Source organism: Flagellimonas zhangzhouensis (assembly GCF_900102925.1).
GTDB lineage: Bacteria > Bacteroidota > Bacteroidia > Flavobacteriales > Flavobacteriaceae > Flagellimonas > Flagellimonas zhangzhouensis.
Genome location: NZ_FNKI01000001.1, coordinates 1,514,794 through 1,532,712, shown reverse-complemented (window position 1 = coordinate 1,532,712; position 17,919 = coordinate 1,514,794). Strand labels below are relative to the sequence as shown.

Sequence of the window (17,919 nt, the reverse complement as noted above, 5' to 3'; positions counted from 1 at the left end):
GCACTTAAAGAAGACCTCGCGAACAAATCCACAAATGTAGCATTAGGTACTTCAGATGTGCTATACCCATCTCAAAATGCCGTTAAATCCTATGTCGATACTGTAACAGATGAAATAGCATCAGCTGCAAAAGTTCTTGCAGCCAATAATGTATTAGGTTTCCCAGGACTCTACACCATCAGTAATACTGCAGTAGAACCAAATTCAATAATTCAGTTAACCGTTGAAAATGCATCAACACCAACAATTATCCAATTATTAAGTCAAGGAGTGGAAACATTTTCAGTTCAAGTTTACACATTTTCTGGAGGATCTTTTGTAGAGTCAAACTCGAATTGGCAATACATTGTGGTGAATCCTTAATTATGAAACTCCTCCTCCAAATAACACTTGTTCTCACCACCAGCATAGCCGTGGCACAAACTGCTTTCTATAACAGTGGCAATGTACAAGTGCACAACAATGCCAATATTGGTCTGCATACCGATTTTATCAATAATGCCAACTTTGATCAAACCACGGGGACCCTTGGATTTTATGGCAACCGCGCTATTATAGTTTCAGGAAGTATTCCTCCAAGTTTGTGGGATGCTGAAATTTTTATGGATGCAAACGTTTTTTTGCAAACCCCTATCATGGTTCGGAACAATGTAAATTTTGTGGATGGGGACGTTTTAACGCCTACCAACCTTCAATCAGTATACCTCAGTTTTATGAACGAAGGTTTATATACTGGAGAAGGTGATTTTTCAAAAATCACTGGTTTTGCTGCCATTAATGATAGGAATGTGTTTATTTTTCCAGTAGGAGACCCACAACGTTTAAGACCGTTGACTTTAAATTCACAGGGCAACACGCCATTAGTCATTTGTGGCTATTTTTTCGAAAACCCTTCCAATCCATCCTCCGTGCTTAACACTTTTGACACCTTCACCAAAGTAAATGATATTGGCACTGTTTCGGACCGTGAATTTTGGATTGTACAAAGTGATGTGCCCGCCCAGGTCACTATTAGCTGGGATGACCGAAGTAATTTGGCTGCCATTCCCAATGCTACTTTCGAATCTATCATTGTTGTTGGATGGAACAAATCGGCCAATCAATGGGTGATTATTGGCAATTCAGGAATGAGCGGGGATATCAATCAAGGGTTTGTTACTTCACAAACTTTTGTTCCAAGTGATTATGCCGCCATCACTTTTGGTACCATTCCATTACCCACCGATACTTTCGCCGTGAACAATCCAACTTTGGGCAACTATTTTTTGAGTCCCAACGCAGATGGCATCAACGATGTTTTGGTTATCGATGGACTTGAAGAATCGCCCAACAACGTTGTTCGTATTTTTAACCGATATGGACAAAAAGTGTTTGAACAGGTTAATTACACCAACCAATTTCAGGGCATTGCCAATACGGGCACTTTAGTTTTGGGGCAAGAAAAAGGACTGCCAGAAGGTGTTTATTTTTATACAGCCACACTCTTTGACCTCGAATTGGAATACACAGGATTTTTGTTCTTGGACCAATAACCAATTTTGTAGCAGCCCGTTTTACTGAAAAATACTTCTTAAATTGGTCAAAAATCCAAATTGATGAAAAGAAGGAATTTCATAAAAACAGCTTCAGCTTCTAGTCTTGCCCTCAGCATACCACCTTTTTTACCTTTAGGAGAAGTTTCAGAATACTCTACCGAAGAACTAATGGGCAAAGCAGATGTTGCACTTTATGGTGAAGGAATCAATTTGAGAAAAGAAGCCTATGAATCCTTTTTGGAAATGAAAAGTGCCGCAGAAGAAGACGGCATCAACATTAAAATTGCATCAAGCTTTCGGGATTTTTACCGTCAAAAAAGTATTTGGGAACGCAAGTATACCCAATATACCCAAACCGACAATATGGAACCCATTGATGCCATAGACAAGATTATAGAATATTCTACCATTCCTGGAACCAGCAGACACCATTGGGGTACTGATATTGATATCATTGATGGCAACAAAAAAGTGGATGGCGATGTACTGGTTGCTGATAAATTTGAAGTTGGAGGACCCTATGACGAACTGAAACTTTGGATGGATATTAATTCCAAAGACTACGGGTTTCATTTGGTCTATACCGAAAATCCAAGACGAAGAGGTTTTAAATACGAACCTTGGCATTATAGTTATGCTCCTATCTCAATTCCTATGCTAACGGATTACAGAAGACTCAACGTTTTGAAGTTGCTTCAAAGGGAAGACATTCTGGGATCTGAACACTTCACAACAGGTTTTGTGAGAACCTATGTGCAGGACAATATTTTGGACATCAACCCAGAATTGTTATAAGCCTTTTTTGTACCTTCAACTTACTAGAACACTACCATTATGAGAAGAGGAAGTTGGAGGATTCGCATCCTGATCGGCTTGGCGATTGTGGCTTTTGCTTTTATTCGTCGTTGCAGCAATCAAGAGGAAAATCCATATACGGGCAGAACCCAAAACATTAACATGACAACTGCCGATGAAATTGCCATCGGCTTGCAGAGTGCCCCAGAAATGGCACAGCAACACGGAGGCCTTTATCCAGATGAACGGATGCAATCGCTGGTGGACGCCGTTGGAAATCGATTAGTGAACAATAGCATTGCACGAGAAACACCTTACCGATATGAATTCCATTTATTGGCAGATGACAGAACCATTAACGCTTTCGCACTTCCTGGTGGACAAATTTTTATCACCTACGCACTTTTTTCTCAATTGAATGAAGCCCAATTGGCAGGAGTTTTAGGTCATGAAATAGGACATGTAATCGGAAGGCATTCTGCGGAACGTATTGCCGAAAGTAGTTTCTGGCAAACCCTTGCCACTGGCGCAAGTGTTGGTGGCGACATGGGCAACCTAGTGGCTGGCATAGGTCAAAATACCTTATTGACCAATGGTAGAGATGATGAATTGGAAAGTGACGATTTAGGAGTGCTTTTCATGATTCAATCCAAATACGACCCATACGAAATGATTGAGGTAATGCAAGTTTTAAAAGCAGCTGCAGGTCCAAATCGTGTTCCTGAATTTCAAAGCACCCACCCCGACCCAGAAAACAGGATTGAACATATAAAAGAAGCCATCCAAAAATATTCAGGTCGATAGAATCGGCACTTAATCGATTAAAAAATAGAGAAGGAAATATTTCATTACCTTTGAGTCAACCCCAAATCCTACAACCGTTCTCTTAGCCGATTTTGCTATTTAAAAGAGAGAACACATGGGAACACTAGAACATTTTAAAAATCTCTATTTAGAGGCATTTAACGATTGTAAACCAAGCTTTGTGGTACTTTTATTAAAAGGGTACTCTATTTTTTGTGCGGTCATGCTTTTTATGGCTTTTTACGCATTCTTTTACAGAGCATTTAACGGTTTCGAATTTTAAGCCGAAAGAAACACTCTTTTGCAAGAACACTACATAAGTAAATGAAATGAAAAAGCCCATCCAAATTGGATGGGCTTTTTTGATGAATAAAACCCCTCTATTTTTTCATAGCAGATTCTAAAACTTCAAGCGCTTCATCGGCATGCGACAGTTCGGCATATTTCTTTGCAGTCATACCTTTGTCACATCTTTTTTTAAGGTCGGCCCCATTTTCAATAAGAACTTTAAGGACTTCCACCTTGTTGTACCTACTTGCATAATGAATGGGTGCTCTACCCAATGATTTTTGATTAACGTCTTCCCCTAATTCGATTAGCTTTTTAACTGTAACCACATCACCTTGGATGACTGCCTTACAAAAGGCACTTAGTTCGGGAGCAACATTTTCGGTAGTCGGTTGAACGGCATCGGAGCCTAGTTCGTTGGCAGAAACGCCAGTTAGTGCCACAACAAATGCAATGGCAACCGTGAAGATTGTTTTTTTCATGATGTTTTGATTTTGATTAATGAATATTAGTTATAAAAGTAGACTGATAAAAACCGAACATGTTACAGGATTAACAGTTTTATAACCAAACTTTAACAAAATCTCATGTTTCATTTAAAATAATTAACAAATTCACAAAGATAAATTTTAACAAAAACTAGTGTGTACGCCTAATTCACTTTATTTTTGAGGTACAATTTTTTACTATGAATAAAAAGGTAATTCTAATGATTCTGGATGGTTGGGGAAAATCTCCAGATCCAAAGGTTTCGGCCATTGAACAAGCAAACACCCCATTTATAGATTCACTGTACAGAAACTATCCCGATGCAGATTTACATACGGATGGAATGAATGTAGGACTGCCCGAAGGACAAATGGGAAACAGTGAGGTAGGACACATGAATCTAGGTGCTGGAAGAATCGTTTATCAAGATTTTGCCAAAATCAATAAGGCGGTTCAAGAGGATACCCTTAAGGATGAAAAAGTATTAACAGATGCCCTTGAATTTGCCAAAGAGAACAATAAACCAGTTCACTTTTTAGGTTTGTTAAGTGATGGTGGCGTACATAGTCACATCAACCACCTAAAGGCACTTATCAAAATTGCAGATGATGCTGGAGTTGAAAACTCTTATGTACACGCATTCACCGATGGGCGCGATGTGGATCCTAAAAGTGGAAAAGGCTTTTTGGAGGATTTGACTTCCTATTGTGCAGATAAAAGTACTAAACTGGCCACTGTAATTGGTCGGTACTATGCCATGGACCGTGATAAACGCTGGGAGCGTGTAAAATTAGCTTATGATGTCGTGGTAAATTCCGAGGGAGAAAAAATTCAAGATATCGGTGCAGCGATGCAAAAAAGTTATGATGAGGGCGTTACCGATGAATTTATCAAACCTTTGGTACTGACTGATGCAAATAACGAACCTCTTGCCAAAATTGCAGAAGGTGATGTGGTTATTTTCTTCAACTTTAGAACCGATAGAGGTCGGGAATTGACCCAAGCGTTGAACCAACAGGATTTCCATGAGCAAAACATGCACAAAATGGACCTGTATTACGTAACCATGACCAATTATGATGAGTCTTTTAAAGGCATCAAAGTAATTTACGATAAGGACAACATCAAGGACACACTTGGCGAAACCTTGGCTAAAAATGGGAAGAAACAGATTCGAATTGCCGAGACTGAAAAATACCCTCACGTAACCTTCTTCTTCAATGGGGGACGTGAAGAACCTTTCGAAGGTGAGCAACGAATTCTTTGTCCTTCACCAAAGGTGGCCACTTACGATTTGCAACCCGAAATGAGTGCTTATGATATTCGTGATGCCATTGTTCCTGAATTGAAAAAAGGAGAGGCTGATTTTGTTTGTCTCAACTTTGCCAATCCAGATATGGTAGGGCACACAGGAGTAATGGAAGCTGCGGTTAAAGCATGTGAATCGGTAGATGAATGCGCAAAAGACGTAATCACTACAGGTTTGGAAAATGGGTATTCCACTATTGTAATCGCCGATCACGGAAACTGCGATACCATGGTTAACCCAGATGGTACTCCGAATACCGCACACACTACCAATCCAGTGCCGTTGATTATTGTTGACAAAGACATTAAAGATGTTAAAAGTGGGGTTTTGGGTGATATTGCACCGACTATTTTAAAAATGATCGGGGTTCCGCAACCAGAACTTATGACCCAAAAACCATTGGTGTAAGGGAACAATACCACTAAATCCATAGAATCAATTTATCTTTGCGCCTATGATTCATGTAAAGACAGCAGAGGAAATAGAATTGATGCGCGAAAGTGCCTTGGTAGTATCCAAAACTTTGGGCATGCTCGCGAAAGAAATAAAACCAGGAGCCAATCCTTTAAAGTTGGACAAAATGGCCGAAGAATTTATTCGGGAACAGGGTGCTGTTCCCGGATTCTTGGGTATGTACGACTTTCCCAATACCCTAAACTGGAGTCCTAACGCACAAGTTGTTCACGGCATCCCCAGTAACGAACCTTTAAAAGAAGGAGATGTTATATCAGTGGATTGCGGAGCCGTTAAAAATGGATATCACGGGGACCATGCCTATACTTTTGAAGTTGGTGAAGTGGCTGCAGAAACTAGAAAATTACTAAAGGTTACCAAGGAATCTCTGTACATCGGAATTCGAGAGTTCAAAGAAGGAAACCGAGTTGGAGATGTGGGTTATGCCATACAAAAATATTGCGAAGATCACGGCTATGGTGTAGTTCGTGAGTTGGTTGGACATGGTTTGGGTAAAGACTTGCACGAAGATCCCCAAATGCCCAATTATGGTAAACGAGGTCGCGGGAAAAAATTTGTTAATGGAATGGTTGTGGCCATTGAGCCGATGATCAATATGGGAACCAGACGTATCAAACAATTAAATGACGGCTGGACCATATTAACTGCTGACGGAAAACCAAGTGCCCACTTTGAACATGATGTGGCCTTAGTGGACGGAAAGCCAGAATTGCTTTCTACTTTCCAATACATTTACGAAGCTTTGGGCATTACCAGTGATGAAGAGGATGAGTTCCGTGCTAAGAAGTTGGTATTATAATCCAATTCGTGATAATTCGATTAATTCGTGTCAAAAATATTCAAGTATTTCCTGAACCTAATCCCTAGGCCTTTATTAATCAGGTTAAGTTATTGGGTGCGCCCAGTGGTAGCATTATCACTGAAAGGAAACAACTTTACAGACCCGATCGACGGTAAATCATTCAAGAAATTTTTGCCTTATGGTTATGAGAATCCAAGAGAGAATGTACTCTCCCCTTCTACTCTTTCTTTAGAAAGACACCGTTTGCTTTGGTTGTATTTAAAAAACGAAACCAATTTCTTTTCCCAACCCTTAAAATTATTGCACTTTGCCCCTGAGCAAGCATTCTACAAGCGCTTCAAAAAGTTAAATAATATTGATTACACCACCACTGATTTAAATTCACCTTTGGCGGATGTAAAAGCAGATATTTGCAATCTACCTTTTGAGGAAAATTCGTTTGATGTGATTTTATGCAACCACGTTTTGGAGCACATCCCAGATGACACCAAGGCCATGCAAGAGTTGTATCGAGTATTGAAACCTGGCGGATGGGGTATCTTTCAAATTCCACAAGACTTAAAACGGGATGTCACTTTTGAGGACGATTCCATTACCGACAAAAAAGAACGAGCCAAGATCTTTGGACAGTACGACCATGTTCGAATTTATGGACGGGATTATTTTAATAAACTCCGAAGCATTGGCTTTAAGGTTGAAGAAGTGGATTACACCCATTCAATTCCAGCAGAAGAAGTTGAAAAATATAGATTGGCAAAAGGGGAAATCATCCCTTTGGTGAAGAAATAATTATTTCTGAATTAGCTTTTCAAAACCTGGAGTAAAATACTCCTTGGTCTCGCCATTTTCATCCAAATAAATAATGTAGGCCTCCAACTCACCGTGCTCTTGGATTACTTGCTTGGATTCTTCTAAATCCATTGCCATAAAGGTTGTAGCAAATGCATCAGCAACGGCACAAGTTTCAGCAACGACACTTGTTGCCAATACACTGGAATTTTTAGTATAGCCTGTTTTTGGATTTATGGTGTGTACATATTTTTCACCAGTTTCGGGATCCACCCTAAACTTTCGGTAGTTTCCAGAAGAAGCCATAGCCTGATCTTTCAAGGAAACAATCAATTTGAGTTGGCGTCCTGTTTCTACCTGAGGATCATCAATTCCAACAGACCATTGTTTTCCAGACACCAGATTGATTCCCTTGGCCAGTACCTCACCCCCTACTTCAACTAAATAGTTTTTTATGCCTTTAGCATCGAGCATGGCTCCCAATCGATCAATAGCATAACCTTTGGCAACTGCATTAAAATCAAAACGAATGGAGGGACTTGCCTTTGAAATGGTATTATCATTGTTCATGCTCACCTTTCCCCATCCCACATAGCTTAATAAACTATCCACACGCAGGCTATCAAGCTCAATTTGTTCTCCAGGCCCAAATCCCCATGCATTGGCCAAAACGCCAATAGTAGGATCAAAATAGCCGTTGGAAGCTTCATGAACTTTTGTTGAGATGTCAAATACCTCTTTAAACATATCATCCACCACAATGGTAGAGTCACCTAAATTGATTTTCGAAATATCGGAAGTTGGGATGTAGGTAGACATGGACTGGTTCAACACCTGAAATACAGAATCTATTTCTTGTTGGTAATCCAACTCTTGGTCTGCAATGTAAATGATGGAATAGGTGGTACCCAAAGCATTTCCCCAAGTTTGATTTTTAATATTTGTAGTTGGACCACATGATAAAAGCAATATTAGTACTCCTAAAACCCAGAATCGATTCATTATATTTCTATTAATCCTTGATAATCCACTATATATTCTTCATCTAAATGAACAGGCAATGTTCTATCGGATGCATTGGCCAAGCCAACACCAGCAAAGTAGGTTTTGGCCTCAAACTTTATGGCATGTTCCTTTACTGTATACATCAACTCCTCATCGTACTCTCTTGGGTCTAGAGGAAATTCCACATTTCGAACTACAATAAAATGCATTATTTTTTCCTTTAGACAGACGTATTGCGGGTTCTTTTTGAGCTTACTGTTAATGGCCATAAACTCAAATCCATCAGCTTCCAACTCACGACCCACAATATTCATGGCCAAATTGTGCAATTCTTGTTCTGTTAATGGTCTACTCATAGCAATAAAAAAAACCGATGCCTTTAGAGCATCGGTTGGTTTTATAAATACCTCTCGACAATGCTCGAGGTTAGGATTCAACTTTTAATTATCCTCCAAAGTCATCGAATCGGATATTCTCATCTGGAATACCAAAATCCTGACCCATTTTTTCCACTGCTTTATTCATCAATGGTGGTCCACAGAAATACAATTCAATATCTTCAGGAGCTTCGTGATGGTTTAGGTAGTTTTCAATTACACAGTTGTGAATGAAACCAACGAATCCATCTCCTTCTTCGTCGTTTATGTCTTTCTTTACCTTCCAGTTATCTTCTTCCATTGGTTCTGAAAGTGCCAAATAAAACTTGAAGTTAGGGAATTCTCTTTCCAATTCTTTAAAGTGCTCTAAATAGAATAACTCTCTTTTGGAACGACCTCCGTACCAGTATGTCACTTTTCTATTCGTCTTCAAAGTTTTGAACAAATGGTACAAGTGCGAACGCATCGGCGCCATACCAGCTCCACCACCAACATAAAGCATTTCTGCTTCTGATTCGTTGATGAAGAATTCACCAAACGGACCTGAAATTACTACTGGGTCACCTTCTTTTAAACTAAAAATATAAGATGATGCAACACCTGGGTTTACATCCATCCATCCATTTTTAGACCTATCCCATGGTGGGGTAGCAATTCGAACGTTTAACATAATTTCCCTTCCTTCTGCTGGGTAAGAAGCCATAGAGTATGCTCTTTCAACAGTTTCTGGGTTCTTCATGACCAATGGCCACAGGTTAAACTTATCCCATTCTGCTTTAAACTTGTCTGGAGTTTCATGCTCTTCTGGGTGAGCTGTGATGTCTATATCTGAATATTTTACTTCACATTCTGGAATCTCAATTTGGATATATCCACCAGCTTTGTAGTTCATATCCTCTGGAATCTCAACCACAAATTCTTTGATGAAAGAGGCCACGTTGTAGTTACGAACCACTTTGGCATTCCATTTTTTGATTCCGAATACTTCTTCCGGAATTGTGATTTCCATGTCTTGCTTCACCTTCACCTGACAGGCCAAACGTGCTCCATGCTGCAATTCTTTTTTGGAGAAGTGTGGAGTTTCTGTTGGCAATGCTTCACCACCACCAGAAAGTACGTGGCACTCACATTGAATACAGGTTCCACCTCCACCACATGCAGACGGCAAGAATATTTTTTGATTACCCAAAGTGGATAATAAAGAACCTCCTGAGGCTACTTCCACTTCCTTTTCACCATTTATGGTAATGGTTACGGGACCGGATGGGGATAATTTTTCTTTGGTGAACAGCAATAATGCCACCAATAATAACAACAAAACAAGAAATGCTACTACGGTAATAAGAATAGTACCCCCGGTACTTGCGGCTAATATCATCTTTATTTGTTTATGGCTTCGTTATAAGAGATGGCTTTGTCTTGATCTTCATCGTCCACAATCTCCTTTTTAATTTCTTTTTCTTCTTCAGCTTTTACCGTAGCGGTCTGGGCTTCTTCCGGTGCCTCGTTGTCACCAGTCAACATTCCACCAAAACTCTGGAAACCGATTCCCATTAAACCTGTAATGATAAAAGTAATACCCAATCCTCTTAACGGGGCAGGCACATTGGAATATCTGATTTTCTCGCGAATAGCGGCAATGGCCAATATAGCCAAGAACCATCCAATCCCTGAGCTGATTCCGTAATTGAAAGCCAATCCAATATTTGGAATCTCACGGGTTTGCATAAACAAAGACCCACCTAAGATTGCACAGTTTACCGCAATCAATGGCAAGAAAATACCCAATGAGTTATAAAGGGATGGCGAAAATTTCTCTACTACAATCTCTACCAACTGTACCATTGTGGCAATGGTAGCAATAAAAAGGATAAATGAAAGGAAGCTAAGGTCGTAATCGGCATATTCTGGGCCTAACCATACCAATGCACCATCTTTCAATAGGTATTTATCCAACAACCAGTTCATAGGTACTGTAACACCCAATACGAAGATTACAGCAGCACCCAAACCTACTGCGGTGGATACTTTTTTGGATACGGCCAAATAGGAACACATTCCCAAAAAGACCGCAAACACCATATTGTCTACGAAGATTGATCTAAAAAACAGTTCTAAATGCTCTAACATACTTCTTCAGTTTAAGCTTCTTCAATTAATTCTCTATTTCGGGAACGTTGTACCCAAATAATGATTCCCACAACAATCAATGCTGCTGGAGGAATAATCATAAATCCGTTGTTTTCGTATCCGATGGAATACAAACCAGTTTTGGTCACAGGATCACCCAACACTTTGAAACCAAATAGGGTTCCTGAGCCCAAAAGCTCTCTGAAGAATCCAACAATTACCAAAATAATTCCATATCCCAAAGCATTACCGATACCATCCAAAAATGCTTTTCCTGGTGTGTTACCCAAAGCGAAGGCCTCAAAACGACCCATGATGATACAGTTGGTAATGATCAAACCAACGAATACGGAAAGGGTTTTACTCAATTCGTAAGCGAAAGCCTTTAGCACTTGGTCCACAATAATTACCAAGGCTGCTACCACTACAAGCTGAACAATAATTCTAATTTTTGACGGGATTACGTTACGAAGCAATGAGATTACCACGTTACCCATACTCAATACAAACAATACTGAAAGGGCCATTACCACAGATGCTTTTAGCTCAGCTGTAATTGCCAGTGCAGAACAGATACCCAATACCTGAATGGTAATCGGGTTATTGTCCGCTAAGGGGTCCAATATCAGATTTGCATCCTTTTTTGAAAGTAGTCCCATATTAATTTGTTCTAATTGTTTCTAAATAAGGTTTGTACAACTTCAGACTTTCTTTGATCATGGCTGTTACCCCATTTCCTGTAATGGTTGCACCTGCAAGGGCATCCACCGCATTGTCTTCTTTGTCGTTATTCATTGGATCGTTGTTCCCTTTGGCTACGGTAATACCTTCAAAGCTATTTCCATTTAAAATGGATTCACCAATAAAGTCGTCCATAAAGAAACGTTGCTTAATGTTTGCTCCCAATCCAGGAGTTTCTCCTCTGTGATCGAAGTAAACCCCCTGAACCACCATTTTGTCATCCAAGGAAATGTATCCGGAAATAACATCCCATAATCCTTTACCACTCATTGGAATGATGTAAAATTTCTTTCCATCTTTCTCTCCAATCAATAAAGGGAGTTCTGCTTTTTCACCAGCTTTTGCTTTTACTATTTCCTTTTGCACATCAATTAAGTATGCATTTTCCTTAGCTTCGGCAGTGGAGCCATCAAGCACCAATTGTTCTGTAATGTATTTTGAAAATTCTTCTTCCACTGATGTAGTGGGAACAAAAACCACATCTCCATCACCTTCATTTTCATTTACGCCCATGGCATACAGAATGTTCTGCTGCTTTTCGAAGCGCTGATTTTCGTGAATCTTTGGTTTTAGGCCAGATGCTACAAAGGCAAGTAAAGAACCTACTACAACTACCATAACTACCGCAAAGATTACCGTGTAGCTATTTTTATCTGTACTGATTGCCATAATTAAGCTGTTTCCGTTTTTAATGAATCAACCTCATCCGAAGATTTTGGATAAATTGTGGCTGTCTTCAATCGTTTCAATCTCTTTTTAATGTTTCCTCGTACCACATAATGGTCTATGGTCGGAGCAAATACGTTCATCAATAAGATGGCCAAGAACACACCTTCTGGGTATCCTGGGTTAAATACTCGAATCATCACGGAAAGGAAACCGATCAAGAAACCGTAAATCCATTTTCCTTTATTGGTCTGTGAACCTGTTACAGGATCAGTTGCCATGAACACAATACCGAAGGCCAAACCACCTACCAATAGGTGCTGCCAGTAAGGGAAGCTCATTAACGTATAGAATTTACTGTAAGTTGGCAACCATCCTGCATCTACAACTCCATTAAAAATCAATCCCATGGCCAAAGAACCCAAAACGGCACTTACCATAATTCTCCATGATGCGATTTTTGAAAAGATCAAGAAAAGTGCTCCCAACAAAATCAACAAAGTTGATGTTTCACCCACAGAACCTGGAATGAATCCGTAGAACATATCTGCAAGCGAAAAAGTTGGTTCGCTCCCCGCTGCCAATGAACCCAAAACGGTTTCACCAGAAATGGCATCGGCAGTACCTGCTCTTTCTACAGCTTCGTGCACCCAAACTTTATCACCACTCATCCATGTTGGATAAGCGAAGAATAAGAAAGCACGAATAGTCAATGCAGGGTTAAGGATATTCATCCCTGTACCTCCAAAAACCTCTTTACCTATAACCACACCGAATGCAACGGCTATGGCCAACATCCAAAGTGGAGTATCAACTGGAATAATCAATGGCACCAACATACCTGTAACCAAATACCCCTCTTCCACTTCGTGTCCTTTAATTACAGCAAACAAGAATTCAATGGCCAAACCAACACCATAGGATACAATTACCAAAGGTAAAATGGTAGGGATACCCACCAAGAAGTTTTCCCAAGTCAAGAAGTGCTCAAAAAGAGAAAAGTTTTCTGGAAAACCGTTGATCGCCGAATAATGTTGATATCCTGCGTTGAACATTCCGAACAACAAACATGGCACCAATGCCATGATTACCGTGTTCATGGTTCTTTTTAGATCATCGGCAGAACGAACGTGTGCACCGGAGTGCGTAGTTTCGTTTGGCGTATAAAGGAAAGTATGCAGTGCATTGAAGGCAGGAGCCATTTTAGTGCCCTGATACTTTAGTTTTAACTGATGTAATTTATCTTTCATGCCCATATTATCCAAGTTCTTTTTGCAACAAATCCAATCCTTCCCTGATAATTTGTTGGTGTGGTTGTTTTGATATGCAGATGAATTCTGTCAATGAGAAATCTTCAGGAGCCACTTCATAAAGCCCCAATTGCTCCATTTCGTCCAAATCTTTAACCATACAGGCTTTCAACAACTGCAATGGGTAAATGTCCATTGGAAAAACTTGCTCATACTGCCCGGTTACCACAAAAGCTCTGTGCTCACCATTGGTATTGGTGTCCAATTTGTATTTTTTTCCTGGCAACATCCAAGAAAAGGTCATAGCCCTTGTATTGGAAATTTTATTGAAGATAGGCTTGTTCCAACCGAACAGATCGTAATCATCTCCTTCTGGAATTGCAGTAACGGTACTGTTATAAAAACCAAGATAACCCTCGGTACTTGTTTTGGTTCCGGTAAGCACATCTCCATTGATCAATCTGAAACGATCTTCAGTTACCCCACTTGCGTACAAGAAGGTAGAGATTTCAGCTCCGATTTTAGTGGTATAATATTGTGGAGTTTTCACTACAGACCCAGCTAATGCCACTTTTCTTTCGGCATTGAATTTACCGGTCAACACCAATTCTCCCAACATCAACAAATCTTGCGGAGAAAGCGTCCAAACAACTTCTCCTTTGTTTACAGGGTCAAATTGATTGATTTGCGTACCTACCAAACCTGCTGGGTGAGGCCCCTTTACCCTGTGCAACTCGATTCTTTTCATATTAAGAAATGGAGACCTGGTAGAGTCCCCAATCGAAACATGAATTTTACCAGGAGTCATTTTGCTCAAAGCATCGATACCCGCCTGAAGTTCTTGTTCTTTACCTTTAAGGATAAAATCAACATTGGCAGCCAAAGGTGCAGTATTGAAACCTGAGATAAAAATCGCTTTTGGCGTTTCGTCTGGGTTGGCAATTACGTCATAAGGTCTTTGTTTGATGAAAGGCCAACCCCCACACTGAAGTAGGTAGTTTTTAATGGCAGCTCCATCGGCCGTATCCAAATCCGGCACCTTATTTATAATATAGTTTTGTTCTTTGTCGGCAAGGATCTTAAGTGTTAAGATTCTTCTTCTTGCGCCCCTAACTACTTCCACCAACTCACCACTCACAGGAGAAACAAAGTGCATTTCTGCTTTGTTTTTATTGTAAAAGAGAGCTTCCCCTGCTTTTACCTCTTCCCCTTGTTTTACCAACATTTTTGGAGTGATTCCGTGGAAATCATCTAGGTTCAGGGCGTACACGTTACTGGTAACGGCTTTGGATGTCGTCTGCTCAGCAGCCCCGACGAGGTTGATGTTCAACCCCTTTCTAATCCGGATGTCTTTAGACATATTGTTGTAGACCTTTTGTTATCAAAATCGGTCGCAAATTTAGCACTAAAAGGATTGTTTTCATAATTATTATCCATAAAATTGGGATTATGGCGAGGTAAATTTCTTGGGCATACATTTTGCTTATCTTTACCTTAAAATCTACTGTAGATGCGTTTTTTAACCAGTCTGCTACTTATATGTTTTTCACATGTAGCGGTTTTTTCCCAAATCATGGAGGAAATTAATCCTCCAGAAAACATCAAGACCATAATTTTTAAAGGTCCTACCGATGACCAATTTCCTGTGGTTCAACTAGGAGAATCCATTAACCTTAGTTTTGATGATCTTACCGCCAGTGAGCAGGACTATTACTATAAAATTGTGCACTGCAATTACGACTGGACGCCTTCCCAAATATTGAAGTCACAATATTTATCGGGAATGGACAACCAGCGCATCATTGATTACGAAAACAGCTACACTACGCTTCAGCCCTACTCCAATTATCAGCTTACCATTCCAAATTCGAATGTGGGATTGCGATTAACTGGCAACTATGTACTGGAGGTCTACAATAGTTATAATGAAATTCAATTTTCAAGACGCTTCGTAGTATATCAAGATGCGGTTGTGGTCTCTGGGGAAATTAAACGATCACGTGATTTCAACTACATCAACACCAAACAAGCAGTTCAGTTCAGCATAAACACGGCTGCATTTCCCGTGGTTAATCCGCAAAGGGAAGTGAAAATCGTCATTCTACAAAACCATCATTGGCCCACAGCACTTTACAATATAAAACCGCAATACACTATAGGAAGGGAATTGGTGTATAAGTATTTTGACGAGACCAGTTTTTTTGGAGGCAACGAATACCTGAACTTCGACACAAAAGATCTTCGATCACCCACTTTTGCCATTTCCAGCATTGAAATGAAAGAAGTTTACCATCATTATCTTTTCACCAACGAATATCGAAATGATGAACCCTACACCTATTTTCCAGACATTAATGGGGATTTTGTGGTGCGCACCATGCAAGGTGAGGATGTCTCCCGCGAAGCCGAGTATTCGCAAGTACATTTTAGCCTGCCCTACACCAACCAAATTGGATTGGACCAGGTATTTGTCATCGGAAAGTTCAACAACTATGCACTTACTGACGAAAATAGAATGGTCTTTAACGAGGAAAATGGGAAATTTGAGACTACTCTAATGATGAAACAAGGGTTCTACAATTATAAATATGTAGTCCAAAAAGAAGATGGAAGTATTGAGCCCAATTTAGTGAGCGGTAATTTTCATTTTACAGAAAACAACTATTTGATATTGGTTTATTATCGTGATTTTGGGAATCTTTACGACAGTCTTATTGGTATTGGCTCATTGAATTCACGAAATATTAGCAATTAATTATCTTTAAAACCAAATCCTGGGGAGGCATGGGGAAAAAAGATGGCTTGATCACCAAAGGTCGCTATGAACTTAAATTTAGGGGAGTAAAATGTTTGAACTGTGGGCATCCGCTTGACATCAGCGATAAGTACTGTCCCAATTGTTCTCAAGCCAACAGCACTAAAAAACTTACGTTAAAGGATTTTTTCGATGAATTCTTTTCCAGTTTGATCAATTACGATTCCAAACTACTCAAGACTCTTTCCGCATTATTGCTCCGCCCAGGTACCATTACCAAAGATTATATAGAAGGGAAGCGAATTACCTACACCAATCCATTTAGGTTCTTGTTGAGTTTAGCTTTCCTGTATTTTTTGATGTTCACCTACAACAGTCAATTTGAAAATTGGGATCAAGCGGCCCGAAAATTTGACGGGACCATTTACGACGGCATTCCTTTTACGTTCAATACTGACACAGGTGGTTTTGAATTGGATAGTGTTGCCCTTGAAAAGCAAACCAAAGAGACACAGAATACCATTGACTCTTTAAAGAAGAACAATCCTGAAATTCTTGTTGGCTTTCACAAGATAGACTCCATAGAAGACAGCAATCCAAAACTTTCATCCACCTTGAAAAACTTGGATTCATTGGGCGTTTTCATGAATGGAATAAAAGAAAAAGAACGTCAAAAAGATTCTTTTATGAATTCCGACCCAGTCGGCTATTTCAAAACACTTGAATCTAAATCAGGAATGAATGCCTTTTCCAAAAAAGCAGAATTTTTTGGCCTTTATATTAAAAAGGACACCCTATTCAATTTTGCTGAAGCCCAGGCAAAATATCAAATTGAGCCAAGTACCACCAACAAAATGGCCTTCAATTTTTCCAACAGTGTTTGGAAAGTTGTTAGCGAACCTGGCACTTGGGTAAACGAAACCATTTCTAAGCTGCCATTCGTCGTATTTTTCTTTTTACCGGTGTTTACCTTGTTCATTTCTTTGGTTTACATCAGAAATAAATACAACTACACCGATCATCTTATCTTTAGTTTCCACAATCAGTCGCTCTTGTTTATCTTGCTCATCCTTAGCTTAACACTGGATGCTGTTTTTAAAATTAGTAGCGCTGGTATTTTTTTACTGATTTTCGGTATTTACCTTTATAAGGCAATGCGGAATTTCTATGGCCAAGGCAGGTTTAAAACAATTGTGAAATATATCTTTCTGAACACGATATTTTTGATGTTGGCTTTTTTCACCATCTTAGCAACGTTTACGGGAAGCGTCTTTACCTATTAATTAATATGTTTACACAGGTCACAAAAGGAATCAAAGTATCGGTTCGCACTTCATTTGAAGGCACCTTCTTTAAGAATTACAAAATGCACTATGCATTTGGCTACACCATTACCATTGAGAACCTCACCAAGGACAATGTACAATTAATGGCACGCCACTGGGATATTTTTGATGCTTTAAAAGACATGGAAACCATAGATGGCGAAGGCGTAATTGGCAGAAAACCTGTAATTAAACCTGGAAAATCCCACACCTATAGCTCGGGTTGTTTATTGGCATCCCCTGTTGGTGCCATGCGTGGGCATTACCAAATGGTGAATTTCACCAATGGTGAAGAATTTGAAGTAGAGATTCCTACATTTAAATTCGCCGCACCTTTTGCGATAAACTAATCCAGACCATTTTCTATTCGATATCGGTTTACTTA

20 protein-coding genes are annotated in these 17,919 nt (G+C 39.7%); 11 read left to right on the top strand and 9 right to left on the bottom strand.

Going from position 1 to position 17,919, the window contains the following annotated elements:
* The 5 genes from BLQ18_RS16975 to BLQ18_RS17175 all read left to right on the top strand — a co-directional run.
* Positions 1-363, top strand: a 363-nt coding sequence (locus tag BLQ18_RS16975; RefSeq protein WP_175443724.1) for a hypothetical protein, incomplete at its 5' end; no start/stop codon positions are given.
* Between the two features lie 2 nt (positions 364-365).
* The gene (locus BLQ18_RS06700) at positions 366-1,532 is read left to right on the top strand and encodes a gliding motility-associated C-terminal domain-containing protein (protein WP_090293608.1); all 1,167 of its coding nucleotides are present in this window, start codon (positions 366-368) and stop codon (positions 1,530-1,532) included.
* 63 nt (positions 1,533-1,595) lie between these two features.
* Positions 1,596-2,330 carry a M15 family metallopeptidase gene (locus BLQ18_RS06695; protein ID WP_090293607.1) on the top strand — a complete coding sequence of 245 codons (735 nt, stop codon included), beginning with the start codon at positions 1,596-1,598 and terminating at the stop codon, positions 2,328-2,330.
* Between the two features lie 39 nt (positions 2,331-2,369).
* A complete protein-coding gene (locus BLQ18_RS06690) occupies positions 2,370-3,134 on the top strand; it encodes a M48 family metalloprotease (RefSeq protein ID WP_090293606.1) in 765 nt (254 codons plus the stop codon).
* 115 nt (positions 3,135-3,249) lie between these two features.
* On the top strand, positions 3,250-3,417 hold the full coding sequence (locus BLQ18_RS17175; protein WP_313795034.1) for a DUF6747 family protein: 168 nt from the start codon (positions 3,250-3,252) through the stop codon (positions 3,415-3,417).
* Positions 3,418-3,514: 97 nt separating this feature from the next.
* On the opposite strand, the gene BLQ18_RS06685 is transcribed toward BLQ18_RS17175, so the two are convergent.
* Positions 3,515-3,904, bottom strand: coding sequence for an ankyrin repeat domain-containing protein (locus BLQ18_RS06685; RefSeq protein ID WP_090293605.1), 390 nt, complete (start codon positions 3,902-3,904; stop codon positions 3,515-3,517).
* A gap of 206 nt (positions 3,905-4,110) precedes the next feature.
* Here BLQ18_RS06685 and gpmI point away from each other — a divergent pair, with 206 nt between their 5' ends.
* Genes gpmI through BLQ18_RS06670 form a run of 3 tightly spaced genes read left to right on the top strand, consistent with a single transcriptional unit; the run spans position 4,111 to position 7,285 of the window.
* Positions 4,111-5,628: a 2,3-bisphosphoglycerate-independent phosphoglycerate mutase gene (gene gpmI, locus BLQ18_RS06680; protein ID WP_090293604.1), complete on the top strand. Its 1,518-nt coding sequence runs from the start codon at positions 4,111-4,113 to the stop codon at positions 5,626-5,628.
* 46 nt (positions 5,629-5,674) lie between these two features.
* A complete protein-coding gene (gene map, locus BLQ18_RS06675) occupies positions 5,675-6,493 on the top strand; it encodes a type I methionyl aminopeptidase (protein ID WP_090293603.1) in 819 nt (272 codons plus the stop codon).
* A 27-nt stretch (positions 6,494-6,520) separates the two neighbouring features.
* Positions 6,521-7,285 (top strand): class I SAM-dependent methyltransferase, encoded by a 765-nt coding sequence (locus BLQ18_RS06670; RefSeq protein WP_090293602.1) that lies wholly within the window; start codon positions 6,521-6,523, stop codon positions 7,283-7,285.
* Here the strand turns inward: BLQ18_RS06670 and BLQ18_RS06665 are convergent, their stop codons facing one another.
* The 8 genes from BLQ18_RS06665 to BLQ18_RS06630 all read right to left on the bottom strand — a co-directional run bounded on the left by BLQ18_RS06665 (position 7,286) and on the right by BLQ18_RS06630 (position 14,814).
* The gene (locus tag BLQ18_RS06665; protein ID WP_090293601.1) at positions 7,286-8,287 is read right to left on the bottom strand and encodes an FAD:protein FMN transferase; all 1,002 of its coding nucleotides are present in this window, start codon (positions 8,285-8,287) and stop codon (positions 7,286-7,288) included. It lies immediately after the preceding gene.
* Positions 8,287-8,646 (bottom strand): Na(+)-translocating NADH-quinone reductase subunit F, encoded by a 360-nt coding sequence (locus BLQ18_RS06660; RefSeq protein WP_090293689.1) that lies wholly within the window; start codon positions 8,644-8,646, stop codon positions 8,287-8,289. The genes BLQ18_RS06665 and BLQ18_RS06660 overlap by 1 nt, the downstream gene beginning before the upstream one ends.
* Positions 8,647-8,734: 88 nt before the next feature.
* Positions 8,735-10,045 (bottom strand): NADH:ubiquinone reductase (Na(+)-transporting) subunit F, encoded by a 1,311-nt coding sequence (gene nqrF / locus BLQ18_RS06655; protein WP_090293600.1) that lies wholly within the window; start codon positions 10,043-10,045, stop codon positions 8,735-8,737.
* A 2-nt stretch (positions 10,046-10,047) separates the two neighbouring features.
* Positions 10,048-10,797: an NADH:ubiquinone reductase (Na(+)-transporting) subunit E gene (gene nqrE, locus BLQ18_RS06650; RefSeq protein ID WP_090293599.1), complete on the bottom strand. Its 750-nt coding sequence runs from the start codon at positions 10,795-10,797 to the stop codon at positions 10,048-10,050.
* Between the two features lie 11 nt (positions 10,798-10,808).
* Positions 10,809-11,456 carry an NADH:ubiquinone reductase (Na(+)-transporting) subunit D gene (locus BLQ18_RS06645; RefSeq protein WP_090293598.1) on the bottom strand — a complete coding sequence of 216 codons (648 nt, stop codon included), beginning with the start codon at positions 11,454-11,456 and terminating at the stop codon, positions 10,809-10,811.
* 1 nt (position 11,457) lies between these two features.
* Complete coding sequence (locus BLQ18_RS06640) at positions 11,458-12,207, bottom strand: Na(+)-translocating NADH-quinone reductase subunit C (protein WP_090293597.1); 750 nt, start codon at positions 12,205-12,207, stop codon at positions 11,458-11,460.
* Positions 12,208-12,209: 2 nt separating this feature from the next.
* Positions 12,210-13,460: an NADH:ubiquinone reductase (Na(+)-transporting) subunit B gene (locus BLQ18_RS06635; protein ID WP_090293596.1), complete on the bottom strand. Its 1,251-nt coding sequence runs from the start codon at positions 13,458-13,460 to the stop codon at positions 12,210-12,212.
* 1 nt (position 13,461) lies between these two features.
* Positions 13,462-14,814 carry a Na(+)-translocating NADH-quinone reductase subunit A gene (locus BLQ18_RS06630; protein ID WP_090293595.1) on the bottom strand — a complete coding sequence of 451 codons (1,353 nt, stop codon included), beginning with the start codon at positions 14,812-14,814 and terminating at the stop codon, positions 13,462-13,464.
* A 150-nt stretch (positions 14,815-14,964) separates the two neighbouring features.
* On the opposite strand from BLQ18_RS06630, the gene BLQ18_RS06625 reads away from it, so the two are divergent.
* From BLQ18_RS06625 to apaG, 3 genes are read left to right on the top strand one after another with little or no spacing between them, the layout of a single operon-like run.
* Complete coding sequence (locus BLQ18_RS06625; protein ID WP_090293594.1) at positions 14,965-16,209, top strand: type IX secretion system plug protein; 1,245 nt, start codon at positions 14,965-14,967, stop codon at positions 16,207-16,209.
* Between the two features lie 29 nt (positions 16,210-16,238).
* Positions 16,239-17,492, top strand: coding sequence for a DUF3667 domain-containing protein (locus BLQ18_RS06620; protein ID WP_090293593.1), 1,254 nt, complete (start codon positions 16,239-16,241; stop codon positions 17,490-17,492).
* A gap of 5 nt (positions 17,493-17,497) precedes the next feature.
* Complete coding sequence (gene apaG / locus BLQ18_RS06615) at positions 17,498-17,884, top strand: Co2+/Mg2+ efflux protein ApaG (RefSeq protein WP_090293592.1); 387 nt, start codon at positions 17,498-17,500, stop codon at positions 17,882-17,884.
* The last annotated feature ends 35 nt before the right edge of the window (positions 17,885-17,919 follow it).

Coding starts and splice junctions, on each gene's coding strand:
- BLQ18_RS06700 (WP_090293608.1), top strand. CDS start 366: ATGAAACTCCTCCTCCAAATAACACTTGTTCTCACCACCAGCATAGCC.
- BLQ18_RS06695 (WP_090293607.1), top strand. CDS start 1,596: ATGAAAAGAAGGAATTTCATAAAAACAGCTTCAGCTTCTAGTCTTGCC.
- BLQ18_RS06690 (WP_090293606.1), top strand. CDS start 2,370: ATGAGAAGAGGAAGTTGGAGGATTCGCATCCTGATCGGCTTGGCGATT.
- BLQ18_RS17175 (WP_313795034.1), top strand. CDS start 3,250: ATGGGAACACTAGAACATTTTAAAAATCTCTATTTAGAGGCATTTAAC.
- BLQ18_RS06685 (WP_090293605.1), bottom strand. CDS start 3,904: ATGAAAAAAACAATCTTCACGGTTGCCATTGCATTTGTTGTGGCACTA.
- gpmI (WP_090293604.1), top strand. CDS start 4,111: ATGAATAAAAAGGTAATTCTAATGATTCTGGATGGTTGGGGAAAATCT.
- map (WP_090293603.1), top strand. CDS start 5,675: ATGATTCATGTAAAGACAGCAGAGGAAATAGAATTGATGCGCGAAAGT.
- BLQ18_RS06665 (WP_090293601.1), bottom strand. CDS start 8,287: ATGAATCGATTCTGGGTTTTAGGAGTACTAATATTGCTTTTATCATGT.
- BLQ18_RS06660 (WP_090293689.1), bottom strand. CDS start 8,646: ATGAGTAGACCATTAACAGAACAAGAATTGCACAATTTGGCCATGAAT.
- nqrF (WP_090293600.1), bottom strand. CDS start 10,045: ATGATATTAGCCGCAAGTACCGGGGGTACTATTCTTATTACCGTAGTA.
- nqrE (WP_090293599.1), bottom strand. CDS start 10,797: ATGTTAGAGCATTTAGAACTGTTTTTTAGATCAATCTTCGTAGACAAT.
- BLQ18_RS06645 (WP_090293598.1), bottom strand. CDS start 11,456: ATGGGACTACTTTCAAAAAAGGATGCAAATCTGATATTGGACCCCTTA.
- BLQ18_RS06640 (WP_090293597.1), bottom strand. CDS start 12,207: ATGGCAATCAGTACAGATAAAAATAGCTACACGGTAATCTTTGCGGTA.
- BLQ18_RS06635 (WP_090293596.1), bottom strand. CDS start 13,460: ATGGGCATGAAAGATAAATTACATCAGTTAAAACTAAAGTATCAGGGC.
- BLQ18_RS06630 (WP_090293595.1), bottom strand. CDS start 14,814: ATGTCTAAAGACATCCGGATTAGAAAGGGGTTGAACATCAACCTCGTC.
- BLQ18_RS06625 (WP_090293594.1), top strand. CDS start 14,965: ATGCGTTTTTTAACCAGTCTGCTACTTATATGTTTTTCACATGTAGCG.
- BLQ18_RS06620 (WP_090293593.1), top strand. CDS start 16,239: ATGGGGAAAAAAGATGGCTTGATCACCAAAGGTCGCTATGAACTTAAA.
- apaG (WP_090293592.1), top strand. CDS start 17,498: ATGTTTACACAGGTCACAAAAGGAATCAAAGTATCGGTTCGCACTTCA.